Source organism: Geminicoccus sp. (assembly GCF_036263595.1).
Lineage (GTDB): Bacteria > Pseudomonadota > Alphaproteobacteria > Geminicoccales > Geminicoccaceae > Geminicoccus.
Map to the genome: position 1 here is coordinate 43659 of NZ_DATAGQ010000201.1, position 23177 is coordinate 66835.

The 23177-nt window shown below is 67.2% G+C and carries 25 protein-coding genes; 14 read left to right on the forward strand and 11 right to left on the reverse strand.

All coding sequences use genetic code 11. The features are described from left to right. The first annotated feature begins 360 nt into the window (after positions 1–360). Complete coding sequence (locus tag VHL31_RS22145; RefSeq protein WP_329663417.1) at positions 361–1704, forward strand: alpha/beta hydrolase fold domain-containing protein; 1344 nt, start codon at positions 361–363, stop codon at positions 1702–1704. An 18-nt stretch (positions 1705–1722) separates the two neighbouring features. Here the strand turns inward: VHL31_RS22145 and VHL31_RS22150 are convergent, their stop codons facing one another. Genes VHL31_RS22150 through VHL31_RS22160 form a run of 3 tightly spaced genes read right to left on the reverse strand, consistent with a single transcriptional unit; the run spans position 1723 to position 4285 of the window. After that, positions 1723–1839 carry a DUF2474 domain-containing protein gene (locus tag VHL31_RS22150; protein WP_329663418.1) on the reverse strand — a complete coding sequence of 39 codons (117 nt, stop codon included), beginning with the start codon at positions 1837–1839 and terminating at the stop codon, positions 1723–1725. A gap of 2 nt (positions 1840–1841) precedes the next feature. Next, entirely contained in the window at positions 1842–2849 is a 1008-nt protein-coding gene (gene cydB / locus VHL31_RS22155; protein ID WP_329663419.1) for a cytochrome d ubiquinol oxidase subunit II, read from the reverse strand. Beyond that, a complete protein-coding gene (locus VHL31_RS22160; RefSeq protein WP_329663420.1) occupies positions 2846–4285 on the reverse strand; it encodes a cytochrome ubiquinol oxidase subunit I in 1440 nt (479 codons plus the stop codon). Before VHL31_RS22160 ends, cydB begins: the two co-directional genes overlap by 4 nt. A 167-nt stretch (positions 4286–4452) precedes the next feature. Here VHL31_RS22160 and VHL31_RS22165 point away from each other — a divergent pair, with 167 nt between their 5' ends. Then, positions 4453–5358, forward strand: coding sequence for a methyltransferase domain-containing protein (locus tag VHL31_RS22165; protein ID WP_329663421.1), 906 nt, complete (start codon positions 4453–4455; stop codon positions 5356–5358). A 3-nt stretch (positions 5359–5361) separates the two neighbouring features. Here VHL31_RS22165 and VHL31_RS22170 read toward each other — a convergent pair whose 3' ends face one another. Beyond that, complete coding sequence (locus tag VHL31_RS22170) at positions 5362–5757, reverse strand: acyl-CoA thioesterase (protein WP_329663422.1); 396 nt, start codon at positions 5755–5757, stop codon at positions 5362–5364. A 159-nt stretch (positions 5758–5916) separates the two neighbouring features. Here VHL31_RS22170 and VHL31_RS22175 point away from each other — a divergent pair, with 159 nt between their 5' ends. Together VHL31_RS22175 and VHL31_RS22180 are read left to right on the forward strand one after the other, a co-directional pair. Next, positions 5917–6726 (forward strand): DUF2243 domain-containing protein, encoded by an 810-nt coding sequence (locus VHL31_RS22175; RefSeq protein ID WP_329663423.1) that lies wholly within the window; start codon positions 5917–5919, stop codon positions 6724–6726. A gap of 6 nt (positions 6727–6732) precedes the next feature. Next, positions 6733–7524, forward strand: a complete 792-nt coding sequence (locus VHL31_RS22180; protein WP_329663424.1) for a potassium channel family protein — start codon at positions 6733–6735, stop codon at positions 7522–7524. 55 nt (positions 7525–7579) lie between these two features. Here the strand turns inward: VHL31_RS22180 and VHL31_RS22185 are convergent, their stop codons facing one another. Further along, positions 7580–8062, reverse strand: a complete 483-nt coding sequence (locus VHL31_RS22185) for a cupin domain-containing protein (protein ID WP_349262523.1) — start codon at positions 8060–8062, stop codon at positions 7580–7582. A gap of 208 nt (positions 8063–8270) precedes the next feature. Next, positions 8271–9158: a sugar phosphate isomerase/epimerase family protein gene (locus VHL31_RS22190; RefSeq protein ID WP_329663426.1), complete on the reverse strand. Its 888-nt coding sequence runs from the start codon at positions 9156–9158 to the stop codon at positions 8271–8273. A gap of 143 nt (positions 9159–9301) precedes the next feature. Here VHL31_RS22190 and VHL31_RS22195 point away from each other — a divergent pair, with 143 nt between their 5' ends. Next, the gene (locus VHL31_RS22195; RefSeq protein ID WP_329663427.1) at positions 9302–10240 is read left to right on the forward strand and encodes a 2-dehydro-3-deoxygalactonokinase; all 939 of its coding nucleotides are present in this window, start codon (positions 9302–9304) and stop codon (positions 10238–10240) included. Then, positions 10237–10860: a 2-dehydro-3-deoxy-6-phosphogalactonate aldolase gene (locus tag VHL31_RS22200; protein ID WP_329663428.1), complete on the forward strand. Its 624-nt coding sequence runs from the start codon at positions 10237–10239 to the stop codon at positions 10858–10860. Before VHL31_RS22195 ends, VHL31_RS22200 begins: the two co-directional genes overlap by 4 nt. A 9-nt stretch (positions 10861–10869) precedes the next feature. On the opposite strand, the gene VHL31_RS22205 is transcribed toward VHL31_RS22200, so the two are convergent. Then, positions 10870–12222 (reverse strand): Nramp family divalent metal transporter, encoded by a 1353-nt coding sequence (locus tag VHL31_RS22205; RefSeq protein ID WP_329663429.1) that lies wholly within the window; start codon positions 12220–12222, stop codon positions 10870–10872. Positions 12223–12224: 2 nt separating this feature from the next. Here VHL31_RS22205 and VHL31_RS22210 point away from each other — a divergent pair, with 2 nt between their 5' ends. The 4 genes from VHL31_RS22210 (at position 12225) to VHL31_RS22225 (ending at position 16550) form a co-directional block, all read left to right on the forward strand. After that, positions 12225–12557: a hypothetical protein gene (locus tag VHL31_RS22210; protein WP_329663430.1), complete on the forward strand. Its 333-nt coding sequence runs from the start codon at positions 12225–12227 to the stop codon at positions 12555–12557. After that, a complete protein-coding gene (locus tag VHL31_RS22215; protein ID WP_329663431.1) occupies positions 12544–13677 on the forward strand; it encodes an adenylate/guanylate cyclase domain-containing protein in 1134 nt (377 codons plus the stop codon). The genes VHL31_RS22210 and VHL31_RS22215 overlap by 14 nt, the downstream gene beginning before the upstream one ends. Before the next feature lie 88 nt (positions 13678–13765). Continuing rightward, complete coding sequence (locus VHL31_RS22220; RefSeq protein WP_329663432.1) at positions 13766–14644, forward strand: endonuclease/exonuclease/phosphatase family protein; 879 nt, start codon at positions 13766–13768, stop codon at positions 14642–14644. A gap of 91 nt (positions 14645–14735) precedes the next feature. Further along, positions 14736–16550 (forward strand): ABC transporter ATP-binding protein/permease, encoded by a 1815-nt coding sequence (locus VHL31_RS22225; protein WP_329663433.1) that lies wholly within the window; start codon positions 14736–14738, stop codon positions 16548–16550. A 12-nt stretch (positions 16551–16562) separates the two neighbouring features. Here the strand turns inward: VHL31_RS22225 and VHL31_RS22230 are convergent, their stop codons facing one another. Beyond that, on the reverse strand, positions 16563–17438 hold the full coding sequence (locus tag VHL31_RS22230; RefSeq protein ID WP_329663434.1) for a type 1 glutamine amidotransferase: 876 nt from the start codon (positions 17436–17438) through the stop codon (positions 16563–16565). A 177-nt stretch (positions 17439–17615) separates the two neighbouring features. Here VHL31_RS22230 and VHL31_RS22235 point away from each other — a divergent pair, with 177 nt between their 5' ends. Continuing rightward, positions 17616–18869, forward strand: a complete 1254-nt coding sequence (locus VHL31_RS22235; protein ID WP_329663435.1) for a D-amino acid dehydrogenase — start codon at positions 17616–17618, stop codon at positions 18867–18869. Here the strand turns inward: VHL31_RS22235 and VHL31_RS22240 are convergent. Then, entirely contained in the window at positions 18860–19750 is an 891-nt protein-coding gene (locus VHL31_RS22240; protein WP_349262525.1) for a homocysteine S-methyltransferase family protein, read from the reverse strand. The genes VHL31_RS22235 and VHL31_RS22240 overlap by 10 nt on opposite strands. Before the next feature lie 70 nt (positions 19751–19820). Then, positions 19821–20087 (reverse strand): hypothetical protein, encoded by a 267-nt coding sequence (locus VHL31_RS22245; RefSeq protein WP_329663437.1) that lies wholly within the window; start codon positions 20085–20087, stop codon positions 19821–19823. A 193-nt stretch (positions 20088–20280) separates the two neighbouring features. Here VHL31_RS22245 and VHL31_RS22250 point away from each other — a divergent pair, with 193 nt between their 5' ends. Then, positions 20281–20781 (forward strand): pyridoxamine 5'-phosphate oxidase family protein, encoded by a 501-nt coding sequence (locus VHL31_RS22250; RefSeq protein WP_329663438.1) that lies wholly within the window; start codon positions 20281–20283, stop codon positions 20779–20781. 3 nt (positions 20782–20784) lie between these two features. Here VHL31_RS22250 and VHL31_RS22255 read toward each other — a convergent pair whose 3' ends face one another. Continuing rightward, positions 20785–21078: a hypothetical protein gene (locus tag VHL31_RS22255; protein ID WP_329663439.1), complete on the reverse strand. Its 294-nt coding sequence runs from the start codon at positions 21076–21078 to the stop codon at positions 20785–20787. Positions 21079–21535: 457 nt separating this feature from the next. On the opposite strand from VHL31_RS22255, the gene VHL31_RS22260 reads away from it, so the two are divergent. Both VHL31_RS22260 and VHL31_RS22265 read left to right on the forward strand, forming a co-directional pair. Beyond that, the gene (locus VHL31_RS22260) at positions 21536–22474 is read left to right on the forward strand and encodes an aldo/keto reductase (protein WP_329663440.1); all 939 of its coding nucleotides are present in this window, start codon (positions 21536–21538) and stop codon (positions 22472–22474) included. Next, the gene (locus VHL31_RS22265) at positions 22474–23160 is read left to right on the forward strand and encodes a DUF6064 family protein (RefSeq protein WP_329663441.1); all 687 of its coding nucleotides are present in this window, start codon (positions 22474–22476) and stop codon (positions 23158–23160) included. The genes VHL31_RS22260 and VHL31_RS22265 overlap by 1 nt, the downstream gene beginning before the upstream one ends. Positions 23161–23177: the final 17 nt, after the last annotated feature.

The following is a 23177-nucleotide window of genomic DNA, read 5'->3' on the forward strand; positions in this document are numbered from 1 at the left end:
CCGGAGCTTCACCATCCGAGATCCGACGCGGAGCGGCTGCTCTGGCGTCTGGTTCCGTCAGGCGTCAGCCGACACAGGCATCATCGTCCACCGCCGGTCCTGAGCCAGCCTGCAGCAGATGCACGAGGTTGCGCATCTCGCACGATCACTGTTTTCCAGGCTGTTATCTTCAGCTAGCGTGAAGATGTTTCTAAGATTCAGTCTTGCATGGTCAGCGATGAATCATGCGCTTCAACAATATTGCATCATCTGTTCCATCATTATTAGATGATTGGGAGTACGATGTGGAAGGATCCGTTCGTCTTCTTAAGAATGATAGTCATTTGTATTGCTTCTTCTTTTGCAATCCTGCTGGAAACGATGCCACCGGCGCGCGCAGGCTTCATCCAGCAGCTCGACATCGTTTATGATGTCGTGACGGAACGTGATTCCGATGGTGAGCTTCGTACGGAAACCCTCAAATTGGACCTGTATCGGCCCAGGCTGACGAGCGGGCCGGCCCCTCTGCTCGTCTACATCCATGGCGGCTGCTATGTCCGGGGATCGAAGTCCCGCATCCCGACCTTCCTCAAGAACCTCGCCAACAGCGGCATCGCCGTGGCCAGCGTCGACTACCGGCTGGCGCCCGACCCGCTTAATCCGCAAGCCACCGCACACCAGAAGTGGCTCTTTCCCGCGGCCCTGAAGGACGTGCAGCAGGCGCTCCGCTTCCTGCGCAGGAACAAGGACCGTTTCCTGATCGATCCCGCCAGGGTCGCCGCCCACGGCGAATCAGCCGGCGGCTATCTGGCCACCGTTTTGGGCGTGATGCCCGTGACCGATCGCGAGGGCATGAGCGACGGCTATTCCGACCGCGTCACCGCCGTCTCGGACTGGTACGGACGCAGCGATTTCACTCTGCCGGCATCGCCGGCGGGCGAGCCTTGCCATGAGTACTGGCTCGGGACCGCCCTGACGGCAGAAACCAAACCCGTGTTCCAGAAGGCCAGCCTTCTCCCTTACGTGAACGCGAGCAGCGTCCGCTACGTCCAGATCATGCATGGCAGCAGGGACCCCCAGGTCGATATCGTCCACTCCGTCCTGTTGAACGAGAAGCTGCGCGCCGCCGGCATCAAGCCCGACTTCTACCTGAACGAGGGCTGGCGCCATGGCTTTTCCGGCTCGCTCCTGGCTGAGGCGGTTACCAGGAACTTCCTCCTGCGTCGCCTGGGGCGGCCTCACCCCGAGGAATCGGTTCTCTGGAGTCTGCAGATCAACGCTGGACGGACCGACACGAGGGATCCAGACGCCCTGCCGGCATTCTATCAGGTCGACCAGTACATGGACCTGGCCGCGCCAGGCACGCCCATCCTGTACCAGGGATGTGTCGACCATCCGACCCTGCCCAGGCTCTACTGGGACGCACGCTACGGCAAGAAGTTCGGCTACAGGTTCCCCGTCGCCAACGGGGTCTACCGGATCCGGCTGCATTTCGCGGAGTGCCGCTACACCAGGATCGGGCAGCGCCGGCAGACGGTCGGCCTGTTCGGCATCCCGATGCTCCGCAACCACGACACGCTCAGGTCGACCGGCGGCGGGTTCGCGACGCCCGATCTCCAGGAACTCAACGTCATCGTCCGCAATGGCCGTATCGACCTGGGCTTCGCCACCGCCAATGGCGCCAATGCGTCGATCAACGCGCTGGAGATCGAACGCCTGCTCTGAAAAGGGCAGGCGTTCCGCTCAAGCCAGCCAGAACCGCAGGACGAGCGACACCAGCCCCGTCGCGGCGACACCGGCGGCCCAGAGGCCCACGAACCACAGCCAGCGGCGCAGGCGCGAGGGCCGATCGGCAGTCATGCTCAATGATAGCCCTCGTGCCCGGTCTTCCCCCTGAACACCCAGTAGGAATAGGCCGTGTAGGCCAGGATGACCGGGATCAGGACCGAGGCGCCGACCAGCATGAAGCGCTGGCTCTTCTCAGGGGATGCCGCGTCCCAGATCGTGATGGCACCGGGTATCACATAGGGGAACATGCTGACGCCAAGGCCGATCAGCCCCAGCGCGAACATGGCGAGCGTGAGCAGGAACGGCAGGTGCTCCCAGCGTCGCCGGATGCCGATGAAGAACAGCACCGAAGCCACCGCCACCAGGATCGGCACCTGGGCCGCGAACAGCACCTGCGGGAAGGTGAACCAGCGCTGGTAGTAGGCCTCGCTGAGGAACGGCGTGGCCAGGCTGACCAGCACGATGCAGCCGATCATGGCCGGCCCCAGGATCCGCGCGAACCGGAAGCAATGATCCTGGAGTTGCCCTTCGGTCTTCATGATCAGCCAGGTCGATCCCAGCAGCGCGTAGCCCACGACCAGGCTGACCCCGACCAGGACGGTGAACGGCGTCAGCCAATCCCACCAGCCGCCCGCATAGGAGCGACCCTCGACGGTGATACCCTGCAGCAGCGCGCCCAGCGTGATCCCCTGCGCCAGGGCCGCGACGACGGAACCGGTGGTGAAGCCGATGTCCCACCAGCGGCGATGGCCGGGGTCGCGCCAGCGGAACTCGAAGGCCACGCCGCGGAAGATCAGCGCCAGCAGCATGGCGATGATCGGCGCGTAGAGGGCCGGCAGGATGATCGCATAGGCCAGCGGGAAGGCTGCCATCAGCCCGCCGCCGCCCAGGATCAGCCAGGTCTCGTTGCCATCCCAGACGGGTGCCACGGTGTTGATGGCGCTGTCGCGCTCCAGGCCGGGCTTGAACATCGGGAACAGGATCCCGATGCCCAGGTCGAACCCGTCCATGACGACATAGGCGAACACCGCGAACGCGATCAGGAACGCCCAGACGGTGGTGAGATCGATATCGAAGCTCATGCCCCGGCCTCCCCGGTCCTGGCGCCCATCATCCGCGGTGGCGAGAGCCCCGGTGCCGGCGTGATGCCGGCCGCGCGCTCCGGGCGGTTCTGGACGTCTTCCGGCCCCGATTCACCAGCGACGGGCGGATGGCTCATCAGCTTGAGGATGTAGAGCGTGCCGGCCGAGAACACGACGAAGTAGACGATCACGAACATCAGGAGCGAGGTCGCCACGGCCGGTGCTTCCAGCGGCGCCACCGAATCAGCCGTCCGCAGCAGGCCGTACACGGTGAAGGGCTGCCGGCCGACCTCCGTGGTCACCCAGCCCGCGATCACCGCCACGAAGCCGGCGGGTCCCATCGCCATCGCGAAGCGATGGAGCGGCCGCCAGTGATAGAGCTGTCCCTTGAAGAAGGCGAACACGCTGAGCAGGCCCAGGGTCAGCATCAAGAAGCCCAGCCCCACCATGATGCGGAACGACCAGAACACGATCTCCACCGGCGGCCACTGGTCCCGCGGAACCGTGTCGAGGCCCGCCAGCGGCGCGTTGAGGTCGTGCTTCAGGATCAGGGACGACAGCTTCGGGATCGCGACCTCGTAATGCACCTCGCCCGCTTCCTCGTCCGGCAGGCCGAACAGGATCAGCGGCGCGCCGCCCTCGGAGCTCTGGAAATGGCCCTCCATCGCCATGACCTTGGCGGGCTGGTGCTCCAGCGTGTTCAGGCCATGCGCATCGCCTGCGAAGATCTGGATCGGTGCCACCACCGCGATCATGCCCATCGCCATGGTGAACATGACCCTGGCGCCCTCGTTGATCTTGTCGCGCAGCAGGTGGAACGCGCCCACCGCGCCCACGACCAGGGCGGTGGTCAGGTAGGCCGCCAGCACCGTGTGGACGAGACGGTAGGGGAACGACGCGTTGAACACGATCGCCCACCAGTCCTCCGGTACGAATTGCCCGACATCGTTGATGCTGTAGCCGCCGGGCGTGTGCATCCAGCTGTTCGCCGAGAGGATCCAGAAGGCCGAGAAGAACGTGCCGAACGCCACGGCCAGCGTCGCCGTGTAGTGCAGGCCCTTGCCGACCCGGTTCATGCCGAACAGCATGACGCCCAGGAAACCGGCCTCAAGGAAGAAGGCGGTGAGCACCTCGTACGCCATGACCGGGCCCAGCACCGGCCCGACCTTGTCCGAGAACACCGACCAGTTCGTGCCGAACTGGTAGGACATGACGATGCCGGACACGACGCCCATGCCGAACGCCAGGGCGAAGATCTTCAGCCAGTACTTGAACAGCCGGAGATAGACCTCCCGCCCGGTCCACAGCCACAGCCCCTCCAGCACCGCCAGATAGCTGGCCAGGCCGATGGAGAAGGCCGGGAAGATGAAGTGGAAGGAGACCGTGAACGCGAACTGGATTCGGGCCAGCAACAGGGCATCGAATTGTTCAAGCATCTCCGAACTCCAGGTGCACGCCGCCGTCAGCCACATCAGGCCGGATCGGTCCAGGCATCATGCAGGTTCGAGCGGAAAGATGGTTCGCAGTTGCGGTAGTCCCATGAAATTTCGTGCAGAAAGGATCTTCTGTCGCAGGGATCGGAGGCACCGCGGCGCCATCCGGTGTGCCACGTCGTATTCTCACCGGCGCTCTGGTACAATCACTCCTGCGCCGGGCCCATCCGGACGTTGCGCAGCAGATCGGTGGCAGCATGGAAGCCGGCTCGTACATCATTCGCGGCGGCCTGCCCGGACGGGAGCGGCTGCGGCTGCTGGCGCGGGTGATGCGTCCGGCCACGCTGGCGCTCCTGGCGCGGGCGGGCGTGCATGGCGGCATGGATTGCCTCGACGTCGGCTGCGGTGGCGGCGACGTCACCACCGAGCTGGCACGGCTGGTCGGCCCCGCCGGCAAGGTGACGGGCATCGACTTCGACCCGGTCAAGGTCGAGATCGCCCGGGAGGAATCGGCCGCCTTCGGCCTTCACAACCTCCAGTTCCAGGTGGGCGACGTCCGCGAGGACCTGTCCAGCCTGCCCGCCGCCGACCTCGTCTATGCCCGGTTCCTCCTCAGCCACCTGCCAGCACCGGAGGCGGTTCTCGGCCAGCTCGTGGCCCATGCCAGGCCGGGCGGGCTCGTCGTCCTGGAGGACATCCAGATCTCCGGCCATGTGGTGCATCCACCGTCCTGGGCGCACGACGCGTTCGTCGACCTCTATCTGCGCACCGGCCGGGCCCGCGGGGCCGATCCGGAGATCGGCCCGAAGCTGCCGGGCCTGCTCCAGGCGGCGGGCCTGGTCGACGTGCAGGCGCAGGTCGCCCAGCCGGTCGGCCTGCAGGGCGAGATGAAGCTCGTCTCCGCGATGACCATGGAAACCATTGCCGATGCCGTGCTGGCCGCGGGCTTGGCCGACCATGCCCGGATCGATGCCATCGTCGACGAGCTGCGCCGCATGGCAGGCGACCCGGCGACGCTCGTCTCGATCGCCCGGGTCGTGCAGAGCTGGGGCCGCAAGCCCGGGCCCCGTCCCTGACGGTCAGCCCGTCGCAGGACCGTTCTGCGCCGGCGGAAGCAAGCGCGGCCGCCGGTCCTCGCCGATCGAGACGAAGGTGAACGTCGCCTCGGTCACCATGACCGCCTCGTCGTCCGCACGCGGCCTGCGCCAGGCTTCGATATGGACCTTCAGCGACGTGCGGCCCGTCGCCACGATCTCGCCGTAGAAGCTGACCTCGTCGCCCACCAGCACCGGGCTGATGAAGCTCATCGCCTCGACCGCGACGGTGGCCGTGCGGCCGCGCGCCCGCCTGGTCGCGAGGCTGCCCGCGGCCAAGTCCATGTGCGCCATCAGCCAGCCGCCGAAGATGTCGCCGGCCGGGTTGGTGTCGGCCGGCATGGCGATCGTGCGGATCACCGGGGGCAGGTCGGGCGGCATCGCGTTCTCGCGTCGTGTGCGGCCCGACGAAGCTAGAGGCATTCGGGACCCGGCGGAACCACCGGGCGATCCCGGGTCGGTGCCGGCAGGAACGATGGGCTCTGGCTGGCGGTTGCATTTCGAGCCATCCGATCAGCGACGAAGCGAAGATCCGGTACCATGACCTCCCGTCCTGCGCCTGCGCGATCCCAGATCCTGCCCAGCCGTCTCCATTGGGCCGGGTACCTGCTGGGCTTCTCGCTGAGTGGCTTCTTCGACGGGATCCTGCTCCATCAGGTCCTGCAATGGCACCACCTGCTGAGCGCGCTGGACAGTTCGACCTTCCGCGACATCCGCGTGCAGATCCTGGCGGACGGCCTGTTCCATGTGCTGATGTATGCCGTGGCTGCCGTCGGGCTGTGGTTGTTGTGGCGCAGCCGCCGGGCCTTCGCCGAGCCGGGATCGGGCAGGACGCTCCTCGCGGTGGCGCTGATCGGGTTTGGCGTCTGGCATGTCCTGGACGCCGTCCTGTCCCACTGGATCCTCGGCATCCATCGCATCCGCATGGACTCGCCTGTTCCGTTGGCCTGGGATCTCGGCTGGGCGCTGGTATTCGGGTTGGTGCCCATCCTGGCCGGCATCCTGCTGGACCGGCGTGGCGGAGGCGGCAACGGCCGGGGGCGGCAGCACCGCTCGCTGGCGCCGGCAGCCTTGGCGGCCGCCGTGTTGGTGGCCGGGCCGGTCGCGGCGCTGCCGCCTCCCGGGACCGACACGGTCATGGTCCTGTTCCGGCCGGGCATGAGCGGCAGCGACGCGTTCGGCGCCCTGGCCGCGGTGGATGCGCGGCCGGTCTGGAGCGACCCGACAGGGCAGCTTTGGGCCGTGGAGATGGGAGTGGGCGGCCGGGCGTCGGCGCTGTACGCTCATGGTGCCCTTCTCGTAGGCACCGGCCTACTTCCCGCCGGCTGCCTCGCCTGGTCGAGTGCCTGAGGTTCGATGATCAGCCAGTCAGCGCAGCCCAACAACGACTTCATCCGGACCCTCCGGGCGCTCTACGAGGGCAACTCATACCAGGCCCACCGCTTCCGCTACGGGCTGTTCGTGTTCGACCTGACGACGATCGTGTTCATCATCGCCACGTCGTTCATGCCGCGCGTCACGCTGATCGAGGTCATCGACGTCTTCTTCGGGGTCGCCCTGCTGGCGGATTTTGCCGCCCGCCTCCTGATCAGCCGCACCAAGCTGCGCGACCTCGTCCGCCTCTCGACGCTGGCGGACATGGTAGCCCTCATCTCCTTTCTGGGTCCCATCGTCGGCGAAGGCGGCGGCTTCCTGCGGGTCCTGCGCACGCTGCGCCTGCTGCACACCTACGCCTTCCTCAAGCGCCTGCGGGCCGACCTGCCGTTCTTCCGGCAGAACGAGGAGGCCATCCTCGCCGTGGTCAACCTCCTGGTCTTCATCTTCGTGATGACCGGGATCGTGTACTGGACGCAGTTCCCGAACAACCCGGACATCCACAACTACGTGGATGCCCTCTATTTCACGGTCACCTCGCTTACCACCACGGGCTTTGGCGACATCACGCTGCCGGGCACGCTCGGGCGCATGATCTCGGTCTTCATCATGATCTGCGGCGTGACCCTGTTCCTGCGCCTGGCCCAGGTCCTGTTCCGCCCGCACAAGGTGCGCTTCCGCTGCACCCATTGCGGCCTCCAGCGCCACGACCCGGATGCCGTCCACTGCAAGGCCTGCGGCAACCTGCTGAACATCCCCGACGAGGGCCTCTGAGCGCATCCGCCAGGATCGCCCGGCGCCCTCGGGTCCCGCAAGCGGGCGTGGGCAATCAGTAGGGCCGGCCATCCTTGTGCGTGTAGATCCATTTCCCGTCGGGTCCGAGCGAGGCCTTCAGGTCGTCGCGCGGATAGCTTCCCTCGTCGCCGGCCGTGCGATCGCCGACCTCCAGGTAGACGACGTCCCGGTCGGTCCTGTTCACCAGTTGATGCGCGATGCCCTGCGCCGGGAACCCGGCGCACATGCCGGGCGCCAGCGGCACCTCCTCGGTGTCCGTGACCAGGGTCGGTTCCCCTTCGAGCACATAGATGAACTCGTCCTGCCTGCTGTGCCGGTGCAACAGCGCCGATTCGCCGCCAGGTGCGAGCCGGGTCAGGTTCACGCCGAAATTCCTGAGCCCGAACAGGTCGCCGAGCGGTCGTTTCTCCCGTTTGGCCATGCGGCTGAAGAAGGGCTCAGGATAGGTCGAAGGCCTAGTTCGAGGCGGCGCAGACGATGCCAGCATGGCGATCGGGGTTGGCGCTTTCTGGCTCATCGGTCTTGCTCGCTTGCTGCCCTTGAGCGGCAACCTTGCCCAACGACCGCGCGGATTCAACGCAGACGCCAACCGCGTCCGAATCCAACGATCACGCCGCCGCAACCATGCTAGACTTGTTGGTCACGGCCTTGCCGCCGGAGGAACGATGGCTCGCCCACACCGCCACGAAACTGCATGAACGAACCCAAGAAGCCGTTGCGTCCGTTCATTTTTCCAGCCCGACGAGCCGGCGCGCCCGCTCGACGCAGGCCACCGCCTCGTCCTCGTAGCGTCCGGGCAGCTCGATATTGGCGATGGTGCCCTGCAGGAAGGTCAGGCCGTCGAGAACTTCCTCCCATGGGATGGCGCCCCAGCCGAGCGGCAAATGAAGGTCGCCCATGCCGAAGGCAACCGTCTCCGAGCGGGTATGGCCATGCAGCGTCAGCGGCCGCCCGAAGCTGTCATGGAGGTGCAGGTGGTTGGTGAGCGGTGCCGCCTGCCGGCAGGACGACCACGGATCGACCCCGCGCCGGCTGGCTTCCAGGAAGGCGTGGCTGAAGTCAATGAGCACCGCCACCTGCGGGTGGGCCAGGCGCTCGACCTGCTCGGCCACCTCGTGGGGCAGCTGCACGAGGTCGCCGGGCCGCTCGCCGAACAGGTTCTCGACGACGATCCGAAAACCGTGCCGCCCGGCAATGTCGCCCATCCGGGCAAGATAGTCCCGCTCGCGCGCCCGCAGCGCTTCCAGCTCGCGCCCCGTCACATGCACCGTGCGGCCGGAGTGCTGCACATAGACCCCCGCCCCCAGCCGGGCGGTCATCTCCAGGTAGGCCAGCGTGGCCGCCTCCTGGATCTCCGCATGGCGGACGTCCCAGGGGTTCGAGGCGATCGGCCCGTGCACCGTGTAGCGAAGCGGGAAGCGCCGCGCGATCTCCAGCACCTCGCAAAAGCGCCGCTCCACGATCCGGCCGCCGGCCACGACGTCCAGGTCATAGAGCGCGATCTCGGCGGCATCAGCCCCGGCCGCGACGATGCCTTCCAGCTCCGACCGAAGGCTCGCAGGCCGGCCCTCCCGCCCGTGGGTCGTGAGCCCTACCGCCACCACGTTGGTCATACCGTGTTCCTCTGCTTGTGCGCCGGCCGGAACCTGGACCGGTTCGGTGACGGCGGCGTTGCGGTGGCGCTTCGGCGCTTCCGTGGCCATCGGCAAGGGTCTAGCGTCCGCGCGCGGTCGGCAAGGACAAGGGGAGGACGGCATTGGCGGCACTGATCGGCCTGGACTGGGGCACCAGCTCGCTCCGCGCGGCGCTGATGGACGCCGACGGCACGATCCGGGACCGCTACGCATCCGGTCACGGCATCACTCATCTTCCCGAGGGCGGCTTCGAGGCGGCCTTCGCCCAGGCGGTGGGGCGCTGGCACCAAGCGGCACCGGACCTGCCGGTGATCGCCTCGGGCATGGTCGGTGCGCGCACCGGCTGGCGGGAAGCGCCCTATGTGCACTGCCCCGGCAGTGCCGAGGACATCGCCGCCAATCTCCTGACCATCCAGGCAGCCGACGGGACCAGCCTGCGCATCGTGCCGGGCATGTCGACCCGCAATGCCGCAGGCGTGCCGGACGTGATGCGCGGGGAGGAGACTCAGATCCTGGGCTGCCTGGCCGATGGCAAGGACAGCGGCCTGTTCGTGCTGCCCGGCACTCACTCCAAATGGGTCCAGGAGGCGGACGGCCGGATCAACGGCTTTGCCAGCTACATGACGGGCGAGCTGTTCGCCGTCCTGCGCGAGCACACCATCTTCCGGCATACCATGGCAGGTACCGCCGAGCCCGACATATTCGATGCGGATGCCTTCGCGGCCGGCGTCCGGCGGGCGGCGGATGGTACCGGCGGCGGTCTGCTGCGCCGGCTGTTCGGCGCCCGCGCCCTGGCCCTGTTCGGCGAGTTGTCCAGGGAAGCCGGCACGTCCTGGCTGTCCGGCCTCCTGATCGGCACGGAGCTGGTGGAAGCGAAGGACGAGTTCGGGCCTCCTCCGACGGACCTCACATTGGTAGGCGGCGCCACCCTTGCCGACCGCTATGCCCGTGCGGCCGCCCAGCTCGGCATTCCCACCCGACCGTCCGATCCCGATGCCGCTTTTAAGGGCCAGTTCCACCTGGCCCGGCTGGCCGGCCTCCTCGCGGAGAACCGCCCGTGACCACGCTTGCCGCCTTCACCGACCGCCTGCCGCTCGTCGCCATCCTGCGCGGCGTCCGGCCCGACGAGATCCTGCCGATCGGCGAGGCGCTGGTCGAGGCCGGCTTCGCCATCCTCGAGGTGCCGCTCAACTCGCCCGAGCCCTTCCAGAGCATCGCCGCCCTGGTCCGGCGCTTTGGCGACGACGTGCTGATCGGTGCCGGCACGATGCGCACCGAGGCCGACCTGGATGCCCTGGTGAAGGCCGGCGGACGGCTGATGGTGACCCCGCACGGCGATCCGGCCCTGATCCGTGCCGCCAAGCAGCGCGGCCTCCTCACGCTGCCAGGCATCGCGACGCCCACCGAGGCCTTCGCCGCCATCGATGCCGGGACGGACGGCCTGAAGCTGTTTCCCGCCGAGATGATCCCGCCCGCCGTGGTCAAGGCGATGCGAGCGGTTCTGCCGAAGTCGATGCCCCTGTTCCCGGTCGGCGGCATCGAGCCCAGTACCATGGCCAGCTATCGCGCCGCCGGCGCCAACGGCTTCGGCCTGGGCTCTGCCCTCTACAAGCCGGGCCTGAGTGCTTCCGAGGTGGGCCTGCGCGCGCGGGCGTTCGTGTCGGCCTGGCGCGAAGGGTGACCTCCGGCCTCACCCGCCGGTAATGAAGTCCACGATCAGCTTCAGGTTCAGCCCGATGATCAGCGCTGCGATTGCCCAACCCAGCGCCACCTGCCAGCCCGGCGCCCGCAGCGGCCCCATCCTGCCGCGGTCGGACGCGACCATCATGAGCGGCACCACCGCGAACGGCAGCTGCAGCGACAGGATCACCTGGCTCAGCACGAGCAGTTGCGCCGTGCCGCTCTCGCCATAGACCCAGGTAACGATCACGGCAGGGACGATCGCGACGAGGCGGGTGGTCAGGCGCTGCAGGACGGGCGACAGGCGGAAGCGGAGGAAGCCCTCCATGACGACCTGCCCGGCCAGCGTCGCCGTCACTGTCGAGTTGATCCCGCAGAGTAGCAGCGCCACGGCGAACAGCGTCGCGGCGAGGCTGCTGCCGAGCAGCGGCGCCATCACCTGATAGGCTTCCTGGATCTCCGCGATCTCCGTGCGCCCGGCCGCATGGAAGGTGGCAGCCGCCGTGATCAGGATCGACGAGTTGATCAGGAGCGCCAGGGTGAGCGCGATCGAGCTGTCGAGCGACGCGAAGCGGATCGCCTCCCGCTTCGAGCCCAGATCGCTGCCTATCCGGCGCGACTGGACCAGGGCCGTGTGCAGGTAGAGATTGTGCGGCATCACCGTAGCGCCGATGATGCCCATCGCGACATAGAGCTGTGTCCGGTCCGTCAGGATCGTCGCCGAGGGCACATAGCCGCGTAGCACGTCGCTCCAGACCGGGTCCGCCAGCGCGATCTGCACGGCGAAGCAGCCCACGATCAGCGTGATCAGCCCGAAGATGAGCGCCTCCAGCCAGCGCACGCCCTTATGCTGCAGCCACAGGATCAGGAAGGCGTCCAGCGCGGTCAGCACCACGCCATAGAGGAGCGGGATCCCGAACAGGAGTTCCAGCGCGATGGCGGTGCCGATCAGCTCGGCAAGGTCAGTGGCGCAGATGGCCCCTTCCGCGAGCAGCCAGAGCGGCAGGTTGACGGCCTGCGGAAAGCGCTCCCGGCAGAGCTGTGCCAGGTCGCGCCCGGTGGCGATGCCGACCCGGGTGCAGATTGCCTGCAGCAGGATCGCCATCAGCGACGACAGGAGGGCTACCGAGAGCAGCGTGTAGCCGAACGCCGACCCGCCCGCGAGGGCCGTCGCCCAGTTGCCGGGGTCCATGTAGCCCACGGCCACGAGATAGCCTGGCCCCAGGAACGCCATGAGCTTGCGCAGGAAGCCACCCGCGTTGGGCACCGCCACGCTGCGATGCACGTCGGGCAGGCTTCGTGACTGCGGGTCCGGCGCAGCACCGGCCGGGCCGGCGGCTGCTTCCGTGACGGGAAGATCCATGCATGCACTCTCGGGAAGAAGCCGGGCCGAGCCTGTCGGCGCTAGCCAAATCGCGCCTGGATGAGGAGGTTCCTCGCTCCCCCCTTGACCTGCCGCCACTGTTCCCCGAACTGGACAACATGACCTTGCCCTGGACCATCGGCTGGCTCGCCGCATCGCTCGTGCTGACGGTCCTCGGCATCTGGCGCGACCGCCGGCCGCTGTCCTTCACGTCGGTGCCACTGGTACCGGGGATTTTCTGGCTGGGCCTGGGGATCATCGGCATCGTGCTCGGTCTGGCCCACCTCATCTCCCTCCTCTCCGGCGTGGAGCTGCACGGCCGTGGCCCCTACTGAAACCTGTCCGGACTGCGCTGCCGAGATCGCGTCGCTCTGCAGCGAGCTGTTGGCGCACGCCGCGGATTTCGCCGACCCCGGCGACTTCATTTCCATCGTGGGAACGCGGCTGAACGAGATGGGCATCCCGGTGCTGCGCATCGCGGCCGGCGGTGAGCTGCTGCATCCGACCATCGAGGCCAGGGGCTGGCGCTGGCGGCCACATGCCGGGCTCGTCGCAACCAGCCTGGAGCGGCGCTTCGACTGGGATTCCGACGAGAGCTGGCTGCGCAGCCCCATTTACCATCTGGTGGAGACCGGCGGCAGCGTCCTTCAGCTCTCGGTGGATTCCGCCGAAAGCGACCAGTTCCCGATGATGTCCGAGCTGAGGGAGGAAGGCATCACCGAGTACGTGCTGTTCACGGCGAAGATCGGGGGCGTCCTGCAGATCGCCGAGGACAACAGCATGTACTTCTCGATCGGCCATGGCGGCTCCTTCCGGCTGGACGAGGCCGCGATCGAGGCGCTGCAGAAGCTGATGAACATCCTGGTACTGATCCTCCACGCGGCGACCGCCGTCACCACGGCCAGGACCTTGCTGGGCGTCTATCTCGGCACGGACGCCGCAGACAAAATTCTCGCCGGCAACGTGGTCCGCGGCAATGCCCACCCGATCGAGGCGGTCATCTGGTATTCCGACCTCGCCGACTTCACGAAAATTACGGATGAGATGCCGCCGCAGAGCGTGCTCGCCCTGCTGAACGACTATGCGTCCGTCGTATCCGACGAGGTCGCCCGCCACGGCGGCAACGTGCTGAAGTTCATCGGTGACGGCATCCTCGCGGTGTTTCCCACTGACGGCGGAAGGGATGCCGCCAGCCAGGCGCTGAGCACGGTGGTGGCCGTGAAGGCGGCCGTGGCGGCCCTCAACGTCGACCGCGCGGCCCAAGGCGCCCCTACGACCGGCGTGTATATCGCCCTGCACCATGGCGAGCTGGTGTACGGCAATTTCGGCAGCAACACCCGGATGGACTTCACCGTGCTTGGACAGGCCGTGAACCAGGCCGCGCGGATCGCTGCCCTGTCCCGAAGTCTCGATCAGTCGGTGATCCTGAGCCAGGACTTCACGACGCCGCCGTGACCGAGCGTCATCGTCTGGTCTCACTCGGCCGCTACGCCCTGCGCGGCGTCAACCGGCCGCAGAACCTGTTCACCCTGGACCCGCACGTATGATCTCGCTCGTCACCTGGAATATCCAATACGGCCGCGGCCGCGACGACAGGGTCGACCTGGAACGGCAGGCCGACCTCCTTCGCACGTTCGACATCATCGGTGTCCAGGAGATCGAACGCTACTGGCGCCGTACCGGCGACATGGACCAGGTAGCGCGCATGGCGGAGCTGCTGCCCGACCACTATCACGTGTTCGCGCCTGCCATGGACATCCTCAAGCAGATCGGCCCCGGGCCGAAGGGCGCCGTCCGCCGCCAGTTCGGCAACGCCGTCTTCTCCCGCTTCCCCATCCTGTCCGCCAACCCGGTCAGCCTGCCGCGCCGGGCGCTGATGAGCCAGCCGACGGGCACGCGGATCGCGCTCGACACGGTGATAGCCCTGCCGTCCGGCCGGCACGTCCGTTTCTGCTCGACCCATCTGGACCACGCCCAGCCTGATCTCCGGGTCGAGCAGGCCGAGGCGCTGCTGAAGCTCTACCGCGAGGGCCCCTTGTCCGGCGGCGTCGAGCACGGTGTGCGGGGCAGCGATCCCTGGTGGGCGGAGGAGATCCAGGCCCCGCCGGTTCCGCACGACATGGTGTTGGTGGGCGACTTCAACCTGCAGCCACACGACGAGGCGTACACGCGGCTGGTCGGCTCCGTGGACGTCCATTACGGCCGGATGCCACACCTCGACGGCTTCGCCGACAGCTGGACGCTCACCGGTCATGCGGAGGAGGAAGGACGGACCTGGTGGGACGACCCAGCCAAGGGCCAGCGTCGCCTCGACTACGTGCTGGTCAGTGCCGGCCTGGCACCCCTCGTGCGCTCCTGCCGCATCCTGGACGGCGACATGTCCGACCACCAGCCCGTCGCCGTCGAACTCGATCTGGCCTGAGTTTCTCTAGACCCGCTCCAAAACCCGTCGTAACCAGCCGGCTGGTAGAGCCGTCCGCCATCGCTGGGCCGGATCGGGCGACGGGGAACGGATGGTCGATCAGAATCAACCGCGGCCTGCCGGGGCCGAGCTGAAGCGCCTCCTGGCCTTTCTTGTGCCCTTCCTTTGGCCGAAGAACGAGCCGGGCCTGCGCACGCGCGTCGTGCTGGCGACGGTCGTCATGGTCGCCGGCAAGCTCCTGAACATCCAGGTCCCGTTCTTCCTCAAGCGCATCGTCGACGCGCTGAGCCTGCCGAACGACCTGATGATCACCCTGCCGGTCGCGGCCCTCCTGGCCTACGGCGCGGCTAGGCTGGGTGCCGCCCTGTTCCAGGAACTGCGCGGTGCGATCTTCGCACGGGTGGGCGAGCGAGCTGGCCGGCGGGTCGCGATCGGCGTCTACCGCCACCTCTTCGACCTGTCGCTGCGCTACCACCTGGAACGGCGCAGCGGCGAGCTCAGCCGCTCGGTCGAGCGCGGTGTGAAGGCGATCAGCTTCCTCCTGACGACCGCCCTGTTCGCGATGGCCCCGGTGGTCGTGGAGCTGATCCTGGTGCTGGGCATCCTGCTCAAGCTCTATCCCTGGACCTGGGCATTCGCGGTCTTCGTGACGATCGCCGTGTACGCCACTTTCACGATCTGGACGACCAACTGGCGGACCAAGTACCGTCGCGAAATGAACAGGCTGGACAACCTGTTCGCAGGCCAGGCTACCGACGGCCTGATCAACTACGAGATGGTGAAGGCGTTCACGGCCGAGGAGCACGAGACCCGTCGCCTCGACCAGGCCATGGCCCAGTACGAGAACGCGGCGGTCAAGTCGCAGACCTCGCTCTCGATCCTGAACACCGGGCAGGCAGCGATCATCGCGATCGGCGTCACCGCCCTGATGGCGCTGTCGGCCTCGCGCGTGGTGGCCGGCGAGGCTACCGTCGGCGACGTCGTCCTGATCAACGCCTTCATCCTCCAGCTCTACCTGCCCCTCAACTTCCTGGGCGTGCTCTACCGCGAGCTGAAGCAGTCGCTGACCGACCTGGAGAACCTGGCCGGCCTGTCCGAGCTGAGGCCGGAAGTGGCCGACCACCCGACCGCCCGGCCACTGGCCCTGAACGGCGGCGAGGTGCGCTTCCAGGACGTGAGCTTCGCCTACGATCCCCGCCGCCCGATCCTGGACGGCCTGTCCTTTACGATCCCACCTGGCAAGAAACTGGCGATCGTGGGCCCGTCCGGTGCAGGCAAGTCCACGGTCGTCCGCCTCCTGTTCCGCTTCTACGACGTGACCACCGGCAGCGTGACGATTGACGGGCAGGACGTGCGCGAGCTGCAGCAGCGCTCGCTTCGCCAGTCGATTGGCGTCGTCCCGCAGGACACGGTGCTCTTCAACGACACGATCCGCATCAACATTGCCTATGCGAGGCCGGACGCGCCGATGGAGGACATCGTCGCGGCTGCCAGGACCGCCCAGATCCACGACTTCATCATGAAGCTGCCGGACGGCTACGACACGGTGGTGGGCGAGCGCGGCCTGAAGCTGTCGGGCGGCGAGAAGCAGCGGGTCGCGATGGCCCGCGTCATGCTCAAGGACCCGCCGATCCTCATCCTGGACGAGGCCACCTCGGCGCTCGACAGCCGTACCGAGCAGGCCCTGCAGGAGGCGCTGCACCGTGTTGCAGCCGGCCGGACCACCCTCGTGATCGCGCATCGGCTCTCGACGGTCGTGGATTCGGACGAGATCCTGGTGCTGGAGCACGGCAAGGTCGTCGAGCGCGGCGACCATGGCACGCTGCTGGCGCTGGGGGGGCTCTATGCGCAAATGTGGCGGCGCCAGCACGAGCGCCCGGTAGCCGAGCCGCAACTGGCGAAGTGACGGCAAAGCCCTTCAGGCCCGCCCGCGCAGGGACTGCATTGGGCGGACATGATGCTCGACCCAGTTGGCGATCTCGGTCTGACGGAGATCGGTGTCCAGGATCTCCCGGCCGATCCCGTAGCGCCAAGCAAGGTCCCAACGCCCGACCGGATCGGCATGCAGCGCCCTCAGGTCCTCGATGAAACCGGCGGCCTCTCCCTCGCCCGGGAAGAACCCCTCGTTCCAGAGCACGGGGCCGTAGCGCATGAGCACGCCCGCCAGGTCGAGCAGGCTGAACTCGGGATGGTACTGCACGCCCCAGAACAACCCTCCCTCGTGGCGGATCTCGCCGGCCTGGACGTCCGAGACGTCGTTGTACGCGGTGACCGTCAGCCCCTCCGGGTTGATCCCGACCTCGTCGAGATGAACGCAGGGCGCATCGAAGATCACCGGCCGTCCGGCATGCAGCTTGTGGCTGCTGCCGAACCCGGTGAGCGTGATCTTGCGGGCGATCCCGAGTTCGCGCCCCTTGGAGTTCCGGCGCACCTCCCCGCCTGCCGCCACCGACGCCACCTGCAGTCCCCAGCAGGACCCGAAGAACGGCACCTTCGCGCGATAGATGGCCCGGGCAAGCTCGATCTGCGGGTCGATGGTGGGCCCGCGATCGTAGACGTTCAGGGCAGAGCCGGTGATCGCGATCCCGTCATAGCTCTCCAGACCGGCCGGATCGGGCAGGTTCGCACCCGCGAACGCGGGAAAGCAGACATCCACGGTCGCCTCGGGCGCATAGCGCAGCAGGACGTCGCCATACGCGTCCGACAAGGTCTTGCCGGTGATCTTGCGGATGCGGTCGCAGGTCTCGGTCGTGTTCCCTTCGACGACGAGCAGGCGGAGCGGGCGTTGGGCCACGTCGATCAATCCCAAGAACGGCGGCGGACTTCCTCCCGGCTAGCACGTCGGGCAGGTCCTGGCATCCGCCTGCCATGCAAAGGCGCTTTTCCGCCATGCGCATTCCCCACCCTTGCGGAAGGTCGCACGCGATCCGACAATTGCTGCGGTGCATCATGACGGGTGGAGCGAGGTCCGGTGCGGGTGATCGTCCTGGGTGGCGGCGTGATCGGGGTGACGACGGCCTGGTGGCTGGCGCAGGCCGGCCATGAGGTGGAAGTGCTCGAGCGCCAGCCGGGTGCGGCGCTGGAGACCAGCTTCGCGAACGCGGGCGAGGTCTCGCCTGGCTATTCCACGCCCTGGGCCGGGCCGCACGTGCCGGTCAAGGCAATCAAGTGGATGCTGATGAAGCACGGCCCGCTCGTGGTTCGGCCGAAGCTCGATCTCGCCATGTGGCGCTGGATCGCTCAGATGCTGCGCAACTGCACGCAGAAGCGCTACATGCTGAACAAGAGCCGGATGGTGCGCCTGGCCGAATACAGCCGCGACGTCCTCGTCCAGCTGCGTGCCGATACCGGCATCGCCTATGACGAGCGCTCGCAGGGCACGCTTCAGCTCTTCCGCACCCAGCAGCAGCTCGACGACATCGGCGAGGACGTCGCGGTGCTCAGGCAAGGCGGCGTGCCCTTCGAGGTGCTGGACGCGGAGGGCTGCATCCGCGCCGAGCCGGCCCTGGCGCATGTCCGCGGCAGGTTCGTGGGCGGGCTGCGGCTGCCGGGCGACGAGACCGGCGACTGTCACCTCTTCACTTGCAAGCTCGCGGCCATGGCGGCGGACCAGGGCGTCGTCTTCCGCTACGGCAGCAGGATCGAGGCGATCGAGGCGGACGGCGAGCGTGTCTCGGCCGTGCGCACGCTGGAAGGAAGCATCGCCGGCGACGCCTTTGTGGTGGCGCTTGGCAGCTATTCGCCGCTCCTGATGCGCCCGCACGGCGTCGACATCCCGGTCTTTCCGGTCAAGGGCTACTCCATCACCGTCCCGATCACCGATCCGGCGGGTGCGCCCGAATCGACCGTCATGGACGAGACCTACAAGGTCGCCATCACCCGCCTGGGCGATCGCATCCGGGTCGGCGGCACGGCCGAGGTGGCCGGGTTCGACCTGGCCCTGCGCGCGGGCCGCCAGGCGACCCTGGTCAATTCCGTGGGCGACCTGTTCCCGCGCGGCGGCGACTATGCCAACGCTCAGTTCTGGTGCGGGCTGCGGCCGATGACGCCGGATGGCCCGCCGGTCATCGGCAAGGTCCGCTACGACAATCTGTGGCTGAACACCGGTCACGGCACGCTCGGCTGGACGATGGCCTGCGGCTCGGCCCGGGTGATCGCCGACCAGATGTCCGGACGCCGCCCGGACATCGATACGGCTGACCTCCAGCTTTCCCGCTACGCCTGAGAGCGCGCCAGACCGGCAGCCAGCGCCCCGATGTGCTCCGGACCGATCCCGCAGCACCCGCCGACAATGGATGCGCCAGCCCCCACCCACTGCCGGGCGCAGTCGAGGTAGGCATCCGGTCCGGTATCGTCCCTAAGGCCGCTCAAGCCCTCGTTGGCGGCTTTTCTGGCACGCGGGACGAAGGCATTGGCATAGACGCCCAGCGTCTGGCCCGCCGGCACCGCTTCGCGCGCCTCCAGGATCGCTGCCTCCATCACCTCGGGCGGGCTGCAATTGAAGAGGATGGCCGCAGCTCCCAGGTCCACCGCCCTGGCGGCGGCCTTCCGGACCTCTTCGCCCGAACGCAGGCGGGCGCGTCCATCGGCCAGTTCCTCGGCCAGCGTGAACGACAGCCAGAGCGGCCGGCGGTCGTCGCCGAGCATCGCCCGGACCGTCTCCACTTCCCGGATCGAACTCTGCGTTTCCGCCAGCCAGAGGTCCACATGCAGCGCCAGGCCATCGATCAGCGGCCGGAGGATCCGGCTGGCCTCGACAGGCTCGAACAGGTCCGGGCGATAGGAGCCCAGCGGCGGCGGTAGCGATCCCGCCACCCGCACATTGCCTTGCCCGGCCACCCGTCGCGCCAGCGAGCCGGCAAGGTCGGCCAGTTCGCGGCCGTTTGCGGCAAAGCGCGGCTCCCCGAGATGGAAGGGCACGATGGCATAGCTGTTGGTGGTGATGACCGTTGCGCCGGCATCGACATAGGCTTGATGCGCCCGGCTGACGAAGGATGGGGCCTCAAGCAGCGCCAGTGTCGACCATTCCGGCTGGCGGAACGGCGCGCCCATCCGCATGAGCTCGCGCCCCATGCCGCCATCGAGGATCGTCACGCCATCGGTCATCGTCTGCCCCTTCGCGGCGTCGTTCAAGGGCCCACGTTCCGGCCAAAGCAAGCCGAAGGCAACCTGCCCATCAGCGGCGGGACCGCGACCGGCGGCAAGGTTCCAGGTCGAACCGGCCATGGCGCACGGCTTCCTCGATCTGGTCGTGGCGGATCCCGAGGTCGAGCAGGAGGAAATCGTCCGCCCTCCTCAGCTCGATGATCGTGCGCCGCATATCCCGCTCCTGGACCCACAGCCTGATCGAGCCCGCGACGAGCCGGACCAGCCAGGCCAGCCCCAGGTCCGGCCGGAGCGCACGGCGCCCGGCGAGCATCGAGAACATCGCACCGACTTGCATCTGCTTCCTCCTTGGCCACCGAAGAGCACTTTCTTCGACCTTCTCATTGTTCCTCAAAACACCAAGCCGAGATGTGCTGCAGGTCACACCCGCAAGGTGAACCGGAGCGACGGCTACAGAACTGCAGGGTGCGGGTGCGGAACTACGTCCGCCGGCCGTCGTTGCTACGGTCTAGCCGCAAGGAGAGCACCGCATGGAAATCAGGAACGACAAGGCCGCGAAGGAAAAGCTCGTCGGGCTGATCAAGGATTGCCGCATCGCCATGCTGACTACGCGTCACGCGGATGGCGCCATGCACAGCCGGCCGATGGGAACGGTGGAAGCCGAGTTCGACGGGTACTTGTGGTTCTTCACCGACAACCATGCCGAGATGGTCCAGGACATCCAGAAGGTACCGGATGTCGCCGTCACCTACTCTGACGAGCGCAAGCAGAACTACGTTTCCATCACCGGCAAGGCGCAGATCCTGCACGACCCGGACAAGGTGAAGGAACTATGGGGCGAATCGCTGCGCGTCTGGTTCCCCAAGGGCCCCAGCGACCCGGCCATCGCTCTCATCAAGGTCGACGTGACGATGGCTGAATACTGGGATGCACCGTCGAGCACGATGCTGCACGCTTACGGCTATGTGAAGGCGGTGACGACCGGCGAGCGGCCGAAGCATACGGGCGAGCAGGTAGGCGTCACGTTCTGAGACTCAGCCTTCCCCGACACCATCGAGCGACCGCCAGAATTCCAGGCGCGCCGGAACCCTCGCCGGCCGCCGCTCGGCGGTCAGGTCGTCGATGAACGCGACCGAGCGGACGACATCCGAAACCTCGTAGGGCTTGGCGATCAGGCCCCAGGCGGCGGCGCGATGAGCCCGTGCCTGGGCCACCTGCGCGCTCAGGAACAGGACCGGGACCCGGTGGCGCTCGTGCAGCGCCCGGGCCAGGATCGTCCCGTCGCCGCCTTCGCGCAGGTCGATGTCGATCAGCGAGATCGGGGACAATGTGGTCCACCATGGCGAGCGCGCCTTCCACATTGTCGGCAGGTCCCAGCACCTCGTGCCCCGCCTCCCGCACGCCCAGTTCCAAAGCCAGCCCGATGAGAAGTTCATCTTCGACGATCAGTACCAGCATGTTCTTCCCGGCTGGAGCCGACGATCCTGCTGCTCGCTGAAGACGTGCAAGCAGTTGACCATCGTTACCTCCAGTTGCCTTGAGATATCTTTGACGCCGCCATTACTATTTCTAATGCTGTATCTACAACATGCAACCGCTCTCTTGATCAGTTTCCTGATTCCGCAGGGACTAGCTGCAGCACGGGAGCGGGAAAGCTCCACAGGCGTGCCACCGTGCGGTGCTGCAGGGCTGTGCATCAAGGCTTGACCACCGCTTCGACGGCATCAAGTTCCGCTCTGTACCGCGCCCGGTGCACCAGCCGGCGTCCTAGCAGGAGGATCTGGCATGCCGCCTAGGAAAGGAAAGGGCTGCAGTCGCCGCGAGGCCTTGGCCGGAGCCGCGGGTCTTGCGGCGGGATCGCTGATCGGTGCCGCGCCGGGCCTCGCCCAGGAACTGCCGGTCGCGACGCGCACGATCCCCTCGTCCGGCGAGCCGGTGCCCATGGTGGGCCTTGGGAGCTGGATCACCTTCAATGTCGGTGACGACATCGTCCTGCGGGATGAATGCGCCGAGGTGATGGAAGCCTTCTTCGCAGCCGGCGGACGCCTGATCGATTCGTCGCCGATGTACGGTTCCGCACAACCAGTGATTGGCTATGGCCTGGACAAGCTCGGCCGGCCGCCGCAGCTCTTGTCCGCCGACAAGGTCTGGATCTCCTCGGTCGATTCAGGCCCGGCGCAGATCGAGGAATCGCGGGCTCATTGGGGCGTCGAGCGCTTCGACCTCCTGCAGGTCCACAACCTGGTGAGCTGGGAAGGCCATCTCGACACGCTGGAGGCGATGAAAGCCGATGGCCGCCTCCGCTATGTCGGCATCACGACGTCGGAGGGCCGCCGCCACCGTGAGTTCGTGGAGGTCATGCGCACCCGGCCGCTCGACTTCGTCCAGCTGACCTACAACATCCTCGACCGCGAGGTGGAGGAGACGATCCTCCCGCTGGCGCAGGAGCGCGGCATCGGCGTGATCGTCAACCGCCCGTTCAGGCAGGGCGATCTCGTCCAGGAGGTCGAGGACTATCCGCTGCCGGACTTCGCCGGCGAGATCGGCTGTGCGACCTGGGCGCAGTTCCTGCTGAAGTTCATCATCTCCCATCCCGCGGTCACCTGTGCCATTCCCGCTACCACGAAGGTCGAGCATGTCCGGGAGAACCTCGCCGCCGCGCAGGGGCCGTTGCCGGATGCCACCATGCGGGCGCGGATGGTGGCCCACGTCGAGGATCTTTGATGTCCGAATGGTGGACCTATGGCCTTTCGGATTTCCTCCTCTTCTCGCCCCGCACCTATGTCCGCCTGATCGAGCTCTACAACCTTTCGATCTGGCCGGCACAGCTGGCAGCCGTTGCAGCAGGCGTCGTAATCCTGGTGCTCCAGCTACGCGCCGTCAGGCTGGCTGGCCTCGGTCTGCTCGGCCTTTGCTGGCTCTGGATCGCCTGGGCCTGGTTCGGCCAGCGCTATGCGACCATCAACTGGGCGGCATCCTATGCCGGCCTTGCCTTCGCGGCGGAGGGAGCCTTGCTGCTCGCAGCCGCTTTCCTGAGCAGGGAGCGGAGCAGCGAGCCATGGCTCGTCGGCACGGGGATCGTCCTGACCCTGGCGGGATTGTTCGCCCTGCCGCTCCTGGAGTTGCTGTCGGGCGAGCGCGGCTGGAAACAGGTCGCGATCTTCGGAATCATGCCTGATCCGACCGCGATCGTGACGCTGGGAGTGCTGGTGCCCTTGGGCGGCCGGATTGCCCGGATCGCGCTCGTCGTCCCACTACTGTGGTGCATGGTGGCCGGCGCCACGCTGCTGGCGATGGACGGGCCTGGGGCCTGGGCAGCGCCGCTCGCGGGGGTGGTTGGGATCATCGCCATCGTCGCCCATCTGTGGTCGACGCGACGGCGTGGCTTCATTGCCCGGCCACCGACTTGATTTGCACCGGCAAGGCA

Bases quoted from the DNA above. Each gene is read 5' to 3' on its own strand.
- VHL31_RS22145 (WP_329663417.1), top strand. From the start codon at position 361: ATGCCACCGGCGCGCGCAGGCTTCATCCAGCAGCTCGACATCGTTTAT.
- VHL31_RS22150 (WP_329663418.1), bottom strand. From the start codon at position 1,839: ATGACTGCCGATCGGCCCTCGCGCCTGCGCCGCTGGCTGTGGTTCGTG.
- cydB (WP_329663419.1), bottom strand. From the start codon at position 2,849: ATGAGCTTCGATATCGATCTCACCACCGTCTGGGCGTTCCTGATCGCG.
- VHL31_RS22160 (WP_329663420.1), bottom strand. From the start codon at position 4,285: ATGCTTGAACAATTCGATGCCCTGTTGCTGGCCCGAATCCAGTTCGCG.
- VHL31_RS22170 (WP_329663422.1), bottom strand. From the start codon at position 5,757: ATGCCGCCCGACCTGCCCCCGGTGATCCGCACGATCGCCATGCCGGCC.
- VHL31_RS22175 (WP_329663423.1), top strand. From the start codon at position 5,917: ATGACCTCCCGTCCTGCGCCTGCGCGATCCCAGATCCTGCCCAGCCGT.
- VHL31_RS22180 (WP_329663424.1), top strand. From the start codon at position 6,733: ATGATCAGCCAGTCAGCGCAGCCCAACAACGACTTCATCCGGACCCTC.
- VHL31_RS22185 (WP_349262523.1), bottom strand. From the start codon at position 8,062: ATGAGCCAGAAAGCGCCAACCCCGATCGCCATGCTGGCATCGTCTGCG.
- VHL31_RS22190 (WP_329663426.1), bottom strand. From the start codon at position 9,158: ATGACCAACGTGGTGGCGGTAGGGCTCACGACCCACGGGCGGGAGGGC.
- VHL31_RS22205 (WP_329663429.1), bottom strand. From the start codon at position 12,222: ATGGATCTTCCCGTCACGGAAGCAGCCGCCGGCCCGGCCGGTGCTGCG.
- VHL31_RS22210 (WP_329663430.1), top strand. From the start codon at position 12,225: ATGCACTCTCGGGAAGAAGCCGGGCCGAGCCTGTCGGCGCTAGCCAAA.
- VHL31_RS22220 (WP_329663432.1), top strand. From the start codon at position 13,766: ATGATCTCGCTCGTCACCTGGAATATCCAATACGGCCGCGGCCGCGAC.
- VHL31_RS22225 (WP_329663433.1), top strand. From the start codon at position 14,736: ATGGTCGATCAGAATCAACCGCGGCCTGCCGGGGCCGAGCTGAAGCGC.
- VHL31_RS22240 (WP_349262525.1), bottom strand. From the start codon at position 19,750: ATGACCGATGGCGTGACGATCCTCGATGGCGGCATGGGGCGCGAGCTC.
- VHL31_RS22245 (WP_329663437.1), bottom strand. From the start codon at position 20,087: ATGCAAGTCGGTGCGATGTTCTCGATGCTCGCCGGGCGCCGTGCGCTC.
- VHL31_RS22250 (WP_329663438.1), top strand. From the start codon at position 20,281: ATGGAAATCAGGAACGACAAGGCCGCGAAGGAAAAGCTCGTCGGGCTG.
- VHL31_RS22260 (WP_329663440.1), top strand. From the start codon at position 21,536: ATGCCGCCTAGGAAAGGAAAGGGCTGCAGTCGCCGCGAGGCCTTGGCC.
- VHL31_RS22265 (WP_329663441.1), top strand. From the start codon at position 22,474: ATGTCCGAATGGTGGACCTATGGCCTTTCGGATTTCCTCCTCTTCTCG.